Genomic DNA, 13,399 nt, shown 5'->3' with positions numbered 1-13,399 from the left:
TCACAGAAATTCGCAGCATTCATACCATAATCCATTTCGAAAGGGGTCTTTATCCAATGAAGAACATGTTGAAGTGGCCGTCGTTTATGCTCGTATTGATTCTATCCCTTGTCTTGTCCGGGTGTAGCACAGGCGAGGAAAACAGCAGTAGCGGTGGCTCTGGTGGGAATGCCGAAGCGAAAGGCACGATTGAACGGATTAAAGAGCGCGGCAAACTCATTGCCGGTGTGAAATATGATACGAAGTTATTCGGTCTCAAAGATCCCGCAAGCGGTGAAGTCGAAGGATTCGATATTGATATTGCCAAAGCACTCGCCAAGCAGATTCTTGGAGATGAGACCAAGGTGGAACTGAAAGAAGTGACATCCAAAACGCGCATTCCGATGCTGCAAAACGGGGACATCGACATCATCATTGCCACAATGACGATTACAGATGAGCGCAAGGAACAGGTAGACTTCAGTGACGTTTACTTTGAGGCAGGGCAGTCCCTGTTGGTGAAAAAGGATAGTTCCATTACCGGTCTGGACAGTCTCAGCGGTGTGAAAGTGCTCGCCGTGAAAGGCTCCACGTCTGCCCAGAATATTCGTGAGAAGGCCCCGGATGCCGAGGTCCTCGAATTCGACAACTATCAAGATGCCTTCACTGCCCTCAAAGCAGGTAAAGGCGAGGCCTTGACTACGGACAACATCATCCTGATCGGCATGCAACAAACGGATGACAGCTTCCAATTGGTTGGTGGCAATTTCACGAGTGAACCTTACGGGATGGCTATTCGTAAAGGCGATACTGCCTTTGTCGAAGAAGTCAACAAACTGCTCAAAGGGTTGCATGACAGCGGTGAATACGACACGTTACATGAAAAATGGCTGGGCTCCAAGCCCGAGTAATCCCGATTAATGATGGTTACGCGGCGAATTCGCCTGCTGGGTGCTATGCATGAGCAGGTGTAATCGCCGTTTCTACATCTGGAGAACGGAGGCTTCGCCTACATGGGCAAATTGGACTTCACCGTACTGTTCAAACACTCGGATCGTTTCCTGGAAGGCTTCCTCAATACCATCCAGGTGAGTATCATGGCCTTGATCGGCAGCTTTATCCTTGGTGCCATCATGGCCATCTTTCGAATATCGCCTGTTAAGCCGCTCAACTGGATCGGTACGGCTTTTGTGGAGTTTATCCGTAACATCCCCTTGCTGCTGGTCGTGTTTTTCTTCTATCTCGGACTGCCGGCACTCGGCATCTCACTGGATGGATTCATCTCCGGTACTCTGGGCTTGACCATCTATACAGCTGCATTCATTGCCGAATCGATCCGGGCGGGTATTCAGACGGTCCCTCACGGGCAGTTAGAGGCCGCGAGATCTTCCGGTCTGTCCTACGTACAGGCTATGAACCTGGTCATACTGCCGCAGGCGATCAAAATTGTATTGCCGTCCATCGGCAACCAGTTTATTAATCTGGTCAAAAACTCGTCCATCCTGGCGGTCGTGGCTGGCATGGATCTGATGTATTTTGCCGATCTGATCAACTCGGATACGTTCTTGCCACTCAGTGTATACACCATTGTTGCGCTATTATATCTTGTGTTGACTTTACCGCTCAGCTTTCTGGTTCACTATATGGAACGAAGATTCGGACAAAGTGATGCCGACGCCAGCCGTGCCAAAGACAAACCGAAAAAGACCAAACCAACGGGTCAGGTCACGATGTAACATTCGAGCTATATTCTCTCTGTGTTCAGAAGGAGGCTGATGAATTATGGACTTTAGCGGGGCCTATGCTTGGCCCAACCTTCGTTACCTGTTGCAAGGATTCCTGATCACCCTGCAAGTAGCAGGGTTGTCGATTGTATTCAGTTTTGCACTCGGCACGGTTCTCGGTACCATTCGGTACACCCGTATTCCGGTCCTGTCCCAAATCGTGGCGGTTATTGTGGATATGATTCGAAATTTGCCCCTGCTGCTGATCATCTTTTTCATTCATATTGTGCTGCCTCAGCTTGGGATCAAAATGTCTGTCTTCTGGTCCACAGTTGTTGGACTGAGCCTGTTCGAAGGCGCCATGATTGCGGAGATTGTCCGCAGCGGACTCAAATCGATTGAGCGAGGCCAGATAGAGGCGGCCCGTTCCTCCGGTCTGAGCTATATGCAAACATTGGGCGGCATTATTATGCCACAGGCTCTACGGCGCATGTCGCCGCCGATGGTCAGCCAGTTCATCTCGCTGCTCAAAGATACTTCACTGGCGATCATCATCTCCCTGCCGGAGCTGATGCACAACGTGCAGATTCTCGGTGGTCAAAGCTTCGATTACGTTATCCCTGCCCTGCTGCTCGCAGCCGTATTGTACTTTGTCATCAACTACTCCCTGTCCATCGTGGCACGGCGGCTTGAAGCACGGATGAATTGAATGAGTGTATAGAACCGAAAGAACCCAAAGACTCCAACTCCACTTCAACGGTGGTTTTGGAGTCTTCTAAGTTTTCAGCTTGGAACTGAGCCAGATGATGGGCCAGATCACTTTACTTTTTGGTGCAGTCCCTTTTCATATCACCCACTCCGCAAAGGGTTAGTTCGCACCCTCAATCGCCGCTCCGTTGCGACGCAATTCCGACTGTAGCAGCGCGATCGGCAGTTCCACCGGATCAAGCTTCATCTTCACAGCTATAGCAGCGGCTGTTCCTGCAGCCTCACCCGTAGCCATACAGCTTGGTGTCAGCCTTGTCGTCGCATGCGCCTCATGTGTGGTCGAGATGCAGCGTCCTGCCGCCAGCAGATTGCGGATATTGTGAGAGATCAAGCAGCGGTACGGAATATCATATGCCCCGTCTCCCTCTATAAAGGTAGCCACAACACCTTGGCCCGAAGGGTCATGAATATCAATCGGATAACCGCTTCTGGCGATCACATCGTCAAACTTTCGCCCTGCAACCACATCCGCCCGGGTCAACGCGTAATGACCAATAATCCGCCTGGATTCACGGATACCGATCTGAGGTGCTACCGCTGAGATTGAAGCCCGTTCAAATCCAGGCACATCACGCTGCAAAAACTCAGCAATCATCAGCACCTGCTTCCTGCCTTCCTGTTCAGCAGAGGTCAGATCCTCGGCATCTGTCGCATCGAGCCCCTGCACCCGGGTGCAATTAATCAGCACTTCATCCTCAGCCGGTCCGGTAAAAAACAACACCTGATCACGATTAATCGGCACATCCGCTTTTTTCCACTGGGAATAAAAGCCGCTCACGCCGGTTAACGGGATGCTGTCCAACTCAGCAAAGGGGGTCTTCACATAAAAATCTTCCGGGTGCTCCTGCATATATTGTTTCACTCGTCCAAGATCTACACCACGCATGCGGAATTTCATGGTCATTGGTTGTGACTGATGGTCCCCGTCTCGTCCCTTTGCCACAGAAGCCCCCGCAAGATATGCCAGATCCGCATCCCCGCTCGTATCCACGAATACGCTCGCCTGGAACTCCATTCGTCCAGACTTGTTTGTCACTCGCACAGCTTCCACCCGATCATCCACAACGACCACTTCATCCACGAAGCTGTGCAATAACAGCCGGACACCAGCCTCCTGCAACATATCTGTCGCAACCACCTGGAAGATGGCCGGATGGTACGGCGTAACGGTATGCACAAATCCAACCGTATCCCGCAGATGCCCCGGAGAGCCGCCGCGTGCCTGCAATCGTTCAACGATCTCCTGCGCAATGCCCTTAATAACCTGCTCACCACGCTCCGTATGGAAAGTCATCCAGGGATAGACCATGGCGGCAGTCGACATCCCGCCCACAAATCCGTATCGCTCCACCAGCACTGTTCGTATACCCTGCCGTCCAGCCGCGATGGCTGCCGCTATACCCGCAGGACCCCCTCCCACAATAACGACATCTGCCTCTTCCTTTTTCATGCTCATCCGTTCACGCAAATGTTATCCCTCCTTCCGTTCTATTGCACGTATTGCACGGCTTACTCTTTCAGTCCCGTCATGGCAACCCCCTCGATGAAGCGCCGTTGTGCCAGGAAAAAGACAATTAACAGTGGCAAGGTCGCCATGACGGTGGCGCTCATCAGATATTGCCAGGCTGTCCCCACTTCATCTGTAAACAAGGATAATCCAAGCGGCAGGGTCATCAAATCACGTGAGTTAATGAAGATCAACGGGTCAAAAAACTCATTCCAGATCGTCACAAACGTGAAGATCGTCAGCGTAGCCATACCCGGCTTCGCAATTGGCAGCATAATTCGCGCATATATTCGGAAGCGGTTGCAGCCGTCGATCATCGCTGCTTCCTCCAGCTCCGTTGGCACCGTAATGAAAAACTGTCGCATCACAAAGATGCCAAACACACCGCCCGCGCCAAAGATCGGCAATAATATCAGCGGAAGATGGGTATCAATCCACCCCAGCTGCCGCATGAACAGAAACATCGGAATCGCCGTCACCTCATGGGGAATCATCATCGCACTTAGCAGGATGAGAAATACCACATTGCGTCCCTTAAATGGAATTTTGGCGAATGCATAACCGGCGAGGGAGGCAAAGAATACCGTTCCCAGCACAACCAACGCAGAAATGTAGACACTGTTCCAATAAAAACGGTGAAACGGGATCAATTGAAAGACATCGATGTAGTTCTGAAAGCGAAACGTTTCCGGTATCCACTGCGGCGGATAGGTGAATATGCTCTGGGGCTCCTTGAATGACGTCGATATCATCCAGATAAATGGCACAATCATAATGAGCGAAATCAGGGTCAGCAACAAATACGTACCCAGGGTACTTCCTATCTTCCGACCCGAAGGACTAGGCATCGCCTTCATTGAATACCCACCTCTTTCGGAGCTGCCATTGCAGCAGCGTCAGGATCAGAACGATGAAGAACAGCACATACGCGAGGGCAGAGGCATAGCCGAACTGAAATAATTTGAATGCTTTTTCCCAGATATAATAGACCAATACCTTTGTGCTGTTACTCGGCCCGCCCTGTGTCATCACATAGATCTGTCCGAATACTTTGAGCGAGCCAATCACGGTCATGACCACCGTCAGAAACACCGTTGGTGTGATCATGGGCAGCGTGACGTGAAAGAAGGTCCCCCTTCTGCCCGCACCGTCCAATGTTGCTGCTTCGTACAGTGAACGTGGTACCTGCTGAATGGCTGCAATGAACAGCACCATATTCAGACCTACATTTTTCAATACACTTGTCACGATAACCGCAGGCATCGCTAGGTCCTGATTGTAGAGCCAGGCCGGACCTTTGATGCCCACCATCAACAGAAGCTGATTAATCAATCCCGACTCTGTCGCATACATCAGCTTCCACACGATGGCCCACACGATCAACGAGGTCATGACCGGAACAAAGATGGCTGTTCGGAAAATTCCGATACCGCGAATACTTCTGGACAATAGCAACGCGAGCAGCAGGGCGAGCACAATATTAAGCGGTACCAGCCCCGCTGTGAAATAAACCGTATTGGCAAGCACTTTCCAGAACATGGCGTCTGTCATAATATTCCGGTAATTGTCCAGTCCAATAAATTGATGATCCCCCAGCAGTGGCCAATCGGTCAGGCTCATGTATAACGCCAAACCCATGGGAAACAGCAGCAGCAGGGTAAACCCGAGCACCATCGGGGATACAAACAGCCACCCCGCGATCTGGGCCTCTCTGGCGAGCGGCCCCCTTCCTGTACGCTTGCGTGAATGGGTCACAATTAGGCCCTCCCCCTTTATCAAATTTCTCCCCCTGAAGCTGAACTCTGTGACGTTTCTATATAAGGTGAACTATACATTTACACAAGAACGTAGAGGACAGAAAAAACCTGAAGAAGCGAAGTGGTCGCCTAAAAGCTTTCTGCAAGAAAGCTGCATCGGAAGCATATGCTTATCCCCGGATTTCCCCTTTATATAAGGGATTCAAAAAAATCTGGGGATAACAGCGATCGGAAGGTTGTTCTGGCATCGGAGTGGCAAGTGTAAATATTCTTTAGTTCAACTTATATAGTCCGAACGGTTCAGACTGTCCACCGCATTACGGAACCCGTTCACAGCCCTTCGCAGCTGTTCCTCCGTGTTGCCTGTGACGACCGCTCCAAGCATGATCACTTTGACCCCGGTATCGCATAGCACCCGAACATCCTCTGGTACCAGCTTTCGCTGGGAAGGAACCAATACCGGGACCTGGGCCTGCAAGACCAGACGGCGATACTTGAGCACATCCGCAAAGCTGAGCGGTGTACCATATTCTTTTCCAGGTACAATGGATGCCTCCAGAGCGGTGAAGCCGAAGTAAGATGCCGATGTTACGAGGGAAGCATCATATTCCTCATTGATCGCAAACGTTGGGTCCAGCCCCAAGTCATTCAACATGAAGGAAGGCAAGTGATGTGCATAGATGGAATAGAAATCAAAGCCCAGCCCACCAAGACGCTTCACATCCTCCCTTTGTGCTCCATCTATACTACCAGAAGGTACGACCCCAAGCGGACCACCAAACTCACTGCGGATCGCCCGAAACACCTCGGCATACATGTCTAATGGACCAAAATGATTCCCGCTGGCGCGATGACCGACATTATAATGCACCTTCAGTGCATCAGCGCCCTCTTCCATGGCTGCCCGAGCCAAACCAATATCATTCTCAGGCAGGCTGACCACCAACGACAGTGACTTCCGCTCAAGCAATTCTTTGAATTTGCCCATCATCCTCACCTCCTGTTTCTGTCAAATGATTTAGGGTTGCAGCACGCTTTGGATCTCTTCCTGCATTTGTTTCAAATTTCCCTCAGCTTTCGCTGTCCGGGCAAACAGTCGGTCAAACCCCTGCAATACCGCATTGTCGATATCCTGCCAACGGATATGACCGGGAATCAATCGCGCTTTCGGCATTTCATCAATTACTGCCTGCACAATATGCTCCTTGCTCGGATTATTCGGCTGTTGAATGAACGCATCGGAATTCAGTACAGAGGTACGCGGAGGCACAAAGTAGGTAGCTGTCGCCTGAATCCCCTGCTCACTGGCAAAATACTTCAACAGCTTCTTCGTTTCCTCCGGATGTTTGCTATCATTGAACATGGCATATCCGGCCTGCCCCAGCATCGGCACACTGCCTTGAGAACCGGAAGGCATAGGAGCGATGCTCCATTCAAAATCCGTAATTTCTCTTGCTTTGGAAACATAGCTGTAATTATCAAAAAACATGCCCACATTACCCGCATCAAAGCTGACCTGTTCGCCCGCCTTCGGGTGTGATTCATCGGTGAACATCACGCGTTCCAGCAGTTCAAAGGTCTGTACGCCATAGGGATCGTTCCAGGTGAACTTCGTCATCCCCTCATCGAATGGACCGCTTCCATTGGACCAGGAATAGGAGGAAAGCACCGCCCAGGTCTTCCAATCGCGAAAAAAGTTGGCGCCATAGACTCGGTTGGTCGCATCCTTGCTGGTAATGGCTTTGGCGGACTCTTCGAACTGTTCCCATGTCCATTGTCCTTGGGTGGCAAGTGTGTTTGGATCAGTCAGGCCGGCTTGATCGAACAGCGTTTTATTGTAAAACATGACCACCGGAGGTGTAGAAAAAGGTAGTCCCAGCAGTTCATCACCATCACGGAACAAATCCAATGTACTTGGAATATAATCATCCAGTTTAAACTGTGCATCATCCTTGAACTCGGATACATCGGCCAGAATGTGATTGGACTTGAATTGTGGCACCATCCGCTCCGATACCCAAGCGAGATCGGGAAGAGAGCCTCCGGCGGCAAGCACCGAAATTTTTTGCTGGTATTCTGCGAAAGGTACGGATTCCATCGTTACTTTGATGCCTGGATTTTCCTGCGTGAAGCCATCGATCAGCTTGTTATACACATCCATATGTGCCTGATTGCCCCACATCATGAACTTCAGCTCCACCTCTCCATTCTCCCCGGCTGCATTGCCAGAATCACTGCCAGAATTGGAGCTTGTGCACCCGATTGAAGCGACCATCATGAGTACGAGCATCAGTATCAGTCCTGCTTTTTTCATGGAAATCCCCCTTATGGACGTAATGGTATAACCTGGCAACCAAAGTATAACGAAAGCATCGTTCGCTCATAAATCACCTCAACTACAGAAATGGTATGGTTTTTCAAGAAATACTGAATCGATCTCGATATTCCCCTGCTGTCCATCCCACCTGCTGCTTGAACACCAGCATGAAGTGTTTGGGACTCTGATGCCCGGATAACCTTGCCACATCATAGATTTTGAGACCCGTGTTGACCAGCAGCCACTTGGCTCGCTCCATACGTGCCTCAGCGATGTATTCGGAATAGTTGGTTCCCGTTTCATTCTTGAATAGCTGACTTAAATAGGTGGGATTCAGGTTAACAAGTGCCGCTACCGTCTGAAGACGCAGATCCCTATCGGGATGCTGCTTGATGTGCTCCTTCACATCTCGGATAATCTTCCTCGTATCTCCGCCAACGTGCTCTGCTTTCCCAGATGGCTCAGGGATAGAAAGGGTTGAAATACCGTATCTGCGATCCAGCAGCAATTGAATTTTTTGTATACATAATGCCAGTTCATGGCGTTCGATCGGCTTCAGCAGGTAGTATAAAACTCCGTACTCCATCGCTCTGCGCGCATATTCAAACTCGCCGTATCCGCTGATGATGAGCATCAACAGTTCAGGGTACATACCTCTGGCTTTGGATACCAATGTCAATCCGTCCATTTCACGCATGCGAATATCCGTGATCAACACATCGGGCACTTCACACCTCAGAAAATCCAGTGCCTCAGTTCCACTCGAAGCTTCGCCCATCACCAGAAACTGGGAAGACGCTTGCACAATCAGCTCTCTCAATCCCTGACGGATGACCGTCTCATCCTCTACAAGCAATACTTTATACATGTGCTTCATTCCCCTTTCGGTAGAACTTGAATGGATATGGTGACCACCAGACCCTGTCCCGGACTTCCATCGATGCTCAGGCTGCCGCCTTCTCCATATATGAGACGAAGCCTTTGAGCGATATTGTTCAGCCCCAGACTGTCACCGGCATGGCTGCGTAATGCCTGACTCGAAGGCTGTTTCGAGACGGACTCGTTTAACTCGTCAATCTCTGCCTGAGCCATGCCCTTTCCGTTGTCTCGTACGCTAATCAGCAGTTCGTGGTCGAATTTCAAGGCAGATACCCAGATTATTCCTCCATTTTCCTGCCCTTCAATGCCATGGTAGAGAGCATTCTCCACCAGCGGTTGCAGCATCAGCTTGGGGATCAAACATTTCGTTACTGCTGCTTCGATATCATAGATGACCTCTAGCTTGCCGTCGTAACGTACCTGCTGAATGCGTACATAGGATTGTACAAAAGCCAGCTCTTCCCCAAGTGGAACCATCCGGTCCACCTTATCAATCGTATAACGCAGCAGCTTGCCAAGCGCCGTGACCATATCAGACACCTCAGCGTGCTTCTGGCGGACAGCCATCATGTTAATGGACTCCAGCGTGTTGTATATAAAATGGGGATTCATCTGGCTTTGCAACGCTGACAGCTCTGCCTCCCGCTCTTGAATACCCAGCAGAAACACCTCATTGAACAGTCGGTGGATCTCTTCCATCATTCGGTTAAAGCCCCGGCTGATCTGTCCGAATTCATCACTGCTGAAGTGTGCTACCCGCTGGCTGAAGTCTCCCTGCTCCACCCGAATCATATGGTGCTTCAGTCGAATCAGTGGCCGGGTGATGCGATAGGACAACAGAACCGCCAGAATCGCTACAGCCGCCATACACAGCACAGCGAACCCCATCGTGAAGGTAAGCATCTCACCCGACTCCTTTTGAATCACAGCAATAGGTGTAAGGCTGATCACCGAAAGCCCGGAATAGCCGGAATGGTGTTGCACGTAGAGATAGGGCTGCCCATCCAGAACAACTTTTTGGTTTCCTGCATAGCTTTGAAGCTGTCCCTGCAAGAGCAACTGGTCGTACGCAGACAGTCCTCCGGTTGAGGTCCGTTCGAACAGAAGACGCTGCTTGCTGTCTACAATCATCAGGCTTGCATCTTGCTCAAAATTCAGATTGGATAACAGTTGGCCGAAGGCCTCTAGACGGATGTCAATCAGAATGTACCCCAATCGCTGGAGCGTACCCGGATCTCGAAGCACTCTGCCCACTGATATATACGATTCTTGCTGACCACCCGTGTAATAGCCGGGTTCATGCGGAGGAAGCAGGCGCCATGCCCCTTCCGAGTCGTCAAGCTCTGCAAACCAGTCATCCTGCCTGCTGTCCCATACCGGCTTGACCGCCAGCGAATCGAGATTGGAGAACAGAATGCCGCTGTTGCTGATCAGATGAATCCCCCGAATCTCGGGTCGGTCATAGGCTTGACCAGACGTGTAGAGCTTCATTTTCAGATAATCCTCAGACCTCGCCCATGTACCTGACCCCATTGGAGCGTTATATTTGCCCAGAATGCCAAGTACCATCTGATCGTAGAGCGGCAAGAGCGACAACCGCTCAAAGTCCTTCAGCAGCCGATTCAGATTGGCGTTAATCTGGCGAACCATATCAATGGTGAACTGCTCGGTCTTGCGATCCATCGTCTGCGAGAAATGCAGGTAGTTCACCACTCCCTGCAAGCTTAGCGGCAGCAACGTCAGCGCCAGGAACAATAGGAGCAGCTTGGTGCGCAGGTTTACGTTTTTTCCAAAATAGCCCTGTACCTTGTCCATCATTTCCACCCATCCCTCCCTCTCCCGATCATTGTATGAGCCCCCTTCACAGATCAATCTGGATATAACTGGGGTCATCATATCCAGTTTTAATGATCATTGGCTATCCTGCCAACCCTGGAATTGGTACGGAATTTCAAGTTGGCCGCATCGGCTCCAGGTGAACGCAAAAAAGCCGACTGTATCGCTACAGTCGACTACGCTATTTCTATAGAACAAATCCGCTGAATTAATCTATCGAACTAATCTGCTGAACCAGACGAGGAAGCCATTCTTCCAGTGAGTCAAATGTAAATCCGGCTTTGGCCGCTTTTCCTGTATTCATATCCCAGGATGACGTAATGCCAAATGGAGAGGAATGCTGCTGCTCTGCCTGAGGCTGAATAATCGCCCTTTTTCCTACAGCAGCTTCGATATGCCCAATCAGTTCATTGAGCGATATCGTTCCTCTGGACGCCGCATTAACAGGGCCGTTAATCTCCGCATCCCCCAGCCAAGCCAGAAAACGTGCCGCTTCCGAAGAGTGAATGAATCCAATATCCGCTCCCGGGTTAGGTAAACCGATTGGCAACTCCTGTTGAACATGCTCTATATGAAAATGTAATCGTCTCGTATAATCATCCATACCCAGAACAATTGGGGACCGAACAGTTACTACAGGAAATGTTGCCTTTTGTATCAACACAGCCTCCGCTTGTCTTTTGCCTTCCTGATAAGAAACGACTTCATCTCCCGCAATTCGAACAGGATAGGCGGACGGATCAAAGTCCTCTTCATGAAAGCCATCGTCTCCCTGTGTCCCTGCCTCATAGACAGATAAGCTTGAAGTGAGGATGTAACGTTTCACTCTCCCTTCAAAGATGTTCACTGCTGCCAGAGCCGCTTCTGCCGAGTAGCAGGCATGATCATACACCACATCCCAATACTCCAATTCCGCAGCCTGACGCAATGATGCTTCGTTTGCCCGATCCAGGATGATATGGGTAAGCCTCGAATCAAACGGAAACGCAATATTCCCTCTGCTCACTACTGTGACTTCAACGTTCTCCTGGGCTGCCCAATGCTCCACAAGCCTTTTGCCAAAAAGCGGGTGCCTCCAAGAACCAATATTTTTTTACGCATTCCATACCCCTCCATGTCTCATGATGATGAATCCAGAATGCTGCCGGACTCTGACGTTCTATGGGTATACGATAGAAGAGTATTAAAAGATACGCATTGAGTGGATCGGCTTGCTCACTTTCTGGTTTATGCATAAAAACAGCCGACTGCATTATGCAATCGGCTGTCTGTTTCTGAAACTGTTTTTATATTTAAAACGATTATATTCATTAATAAGCTCGTCCAGTACCATGGACTGTCGAAGGACTTGTTTGTCTTGCATGCCATGATTCTCCGCCAAACGACTCAACTCATGCCTGTTCCGCTCGATTTGGTCCCTGATCTGTTTCGGTTCACTCACAGCATGCACCCCCTCTTTTTAAAACATTTTAGGATACATTGCCAAAAAATTCATATTATATTCCTTTGCAAAATAAAATGCTTGTTTGCAAAGGCATACTTTCATAAATCAAGCTTGATTCATGCCCCCTTTAAAAGTCACTAAAACTACATTATGTAGATATGTATTTCTTCATTCGCCCACATATCCCGTTTATTAGGAATCGGAGTTAAAAAGGTATTCATAAATATTCGCATCGTTATCTACAACTACAATATTTAGAAGTTTTTATATGAAGATAGAAACATTTTCTTCATTAGTCGCGTCTATTCTTACAACTAGTCTTAATTTTAGGAGGATTATAAATGTTAAAAAAATTATCTCTCACCGTTTTGGCGGCTTCCATGCTTGCGCTTCCCAATTTGGCTCAACCTGGTTATGCTGCAGACACAGTAAATACAATTGATAGTGGTATTATAAAAAATAATCGTGTACTCATTCCTCTACGTGCAGTTTCTGAAAACTTGGGCGCTGACGTTACTTGGAATCAACAACAAAAAACTATTACCATTACTAAAGATGAAACGGAAATGGTTCTTACCCTAAATTCAAAAAAAGTTCTGCTCAATCAATCGGAGATTCTTCTTGATGTTCCTGCGGAACTAAACTACAACTCCACATATGTTCCGGCCCGATTTGTAAGCCAAACTTTAGGAGCAGATGTGGATTGGAACCAACAAGCTAGTCAAGCCACTATTACTTTGGATGGGAAACAACTCCAAGTAACTATGCAAAAACCACAGGTTCAAATTCCTAATGCAAAGAAAATAACGGATAAACAAAGACAAGTGTTAGTTAACAAATTAAACGAAGCAACTGATCTGTCTTCAATAAAGCAGATCAGAAATCACTTCAGCCCATACTTCACGGATAAGTTTATCAATGAAATCATACGCGACAAAGGATTAAAATACGACTTTAAATTTACGACTATTTATCAATCTGCCATCAGTTATACCGATGCTAATAAAGCTAAACTGAGTCAGTCTTCAGGTCCTAACTCTAAATATGCTCCCAATGAGACACTCTACAGAACTGCAAAACTTGTGTATACGAGTAAAGGATGGAAAATTGACGGTGTGGATTTCTCCATGGTGAGAGAAATATTAAATCCGTAATTATACTCAAATAGAACAAAACAGCTCCTAAAGA

13 protein-coding genes are annotated in these 13,399 nt (G+C 48.9%); 4 read left to right on the top strand and 9 right to left on the bottom strand.

The genetic code is table 11. From position 1 onward, the window contains the following. Window positions 1-56: 56 nt before the first annotated feature. The 3 genes from ACR32F_RS01940 to ACR32F_RS01930 all read left to right on the top strand — a co-directional run bounded on the left by ACR32F_RS01940 (window position 57) and on the right by ACR32F_RS01930 (window position 2,412). The gene (locus ACR32F_RS01940; protein ID WP_440115629.1) at window positions 57-890 is read left to right on the top strand and encodes an ABC transporter substrate-binding protein; all 834 of its coding nucleotides are present in this window, start codon (window positions 57-59) and stop codon (window positions 888-890) included. 102 nt (window positions 891-992) lie between these two features. Beyond that, on the top strand, window positions 993-1,715 hold the full coding sequence (locus ACR32F_RS01935) for an amino acid ABC transporter permease (RefSeq protein ID WP_440115627.1): 723 nt from the start codon (window positions 993-995) through the stop codon (window positions 1,713-1,715). A gap of 46 nt (window positions 1,716-1,761) precedes the next feature. Continuing rightward, window positions 1,762-2,412: an amino acid ABC transporter permease gene (locus ACR32F_RS01930; RefSeq protein WP_440115625.1), complete on the top strand. Its 651-nt coding sequence runs from the start codon at window positions 1,762-1,764 to the stop codon at window positions 2,410-2,412. Between the two features lie 159 nt (window positions 2,413-2,571). Here the strand turns inward: ACR32F_RS01930 and ACR32F_RS01925 are convergent, their stop codons facing one another. From ACR32F_RS01925 to ACR32F_RS01885, 9 genes are all read right to left on the bottom strand, one after another. Further along, entirely contained in the window at window positions 2,572-3,921 is a 1,350-nt protein-coding gene (locus tag ACR32F_RS01925) for an FAD-dependent oxidoreductase (RefSeq protein WP_440119648.1), read from the bottom strand. Between the two features lie 59 nt (window positions 3,922-3,980). Next, a complete protein-coding gene (locus ACR32F_RS01920; protein ID WP_440115623.1) occupies window positions 3,981-4,835 on the bottom strand; it encodes a carbohydrate ABC transporter permease in 855 nt (284 codons plus the stop codon). After that, window positions 4,819-5,733 carry a carbohydrate ABC transporter permease gene (locus ACR32F_RS01915; protein WP_440115621.1) on the bottom strand — a complete coding sequence of 305 codons (915 nt, stop codon included), beginning with the start codon at window positions 5,731-5,733 and terminating at the stop codon, window positions 4,819-4,821. Before ACR32F_RS01915 ends, ACR32F_RS01920 begins: the two co-directional genes overlap by 17 nt. A 279-nt stretch (window positions 5,734-6,012) precedes the next feature. Continuing rightward, on the bottom strand, window positions 6,013-6,726 hold the full coding sequence (locus ACR32F_RS01910) for a hypothetical protein (protein WP_440115619.1): 714 nt from the start codon (window positions 6,724-6,726) through the stop codon (window positions 6,013-6,015). A gap of 27 nt (window positions 6,727-6,753) precedes the next feature. Continuing rightward, complete coding sequence (locus tag ACR32F_RS01905) at window positions 6,754-8,049, bottom strand: ABC transporter substrate-binding protein (protein ID WP_440115617.1); 1,296 nt, start codon at window positions 8,047-8,049, stop codon at window positions 6,754-6,756. A 103-nt stretch (window positions 8,050-8,152) separates the two neighbouring features. Continuing rightward, on the bottom strand, window positions 8,153-8,920 hold the full coding sequence (locus ACR32F_RS01900; protein WP_440115615.1) for a response regulator transcription factor: 768 nt from the start codon (window positions 8,918-8,920) through the stop codon (window positions 8,153-8,155). Between the two features lie 5 nt (window positions 8,921-8,925). Continuing rightward, a complete protein-coding gene (locus ACR32F_RS01895) occupies window positions 8,926-10,749 on the bottom strand; it encodes a sensor histidine kinase (RefSeq protein ID WP_440115613.1) in 1,824 nt (607 codons plus the stop codon). Window positions 10,750-10,975: 226 nt separating this feature from the next. Further along, entirely contained in the window at window positions 10,976-11,773 is a 798-nt protein-coding gene (locus tag ACR32F_RS01890) for an NAD-dependent dehydratase (RefSeq protein WP_440115611.1), read from the bottom strand. A gap of 246 nt (window positions 11,774-12,019) precedes the next feature. Then, a complete protein-coding gene (locus tag ACR32F_RS01885) occupies window positions 12,020-12,208 on the bottom strand; it encodes a Spo0E family sporulation regulatory protein-aspartic acid phosphatase (RefSeq protein ID WP_440115609.1) in 189 nt (62 codons plus the stop codon). A gap of 344 nt (window positions 12,209-12,552) precedes the next feature. Here ACR32F_RS01885 and ACR32F_RS01880 point away from each other — a divergent pair, with 344 nt between their 5' ends. Further along, a complete protein-coding gene (locus tag ACR32F_RS01880; protein ID WP_440115607.1) occupies window positions 12,553-13,365 on the top strand; it encodes a stalk domain-containing protein in 813 nt (270 codons plus the stop codon). Window positions 13,366-13,399 lie beyond the last annotated feature (34 nt).

It is taken from the genome of Paenibacillus hebaui (assembly GCF_051934385.1).
Classification (GTDB): domain Bacteria; phylum Bacillota; class Bacilli; order Paenibacillales; family Paenibacillaceae; genus Paenibacillus.
This window is presented reverse-complemented; position numbering and strand designations above follow the sequence as displayed.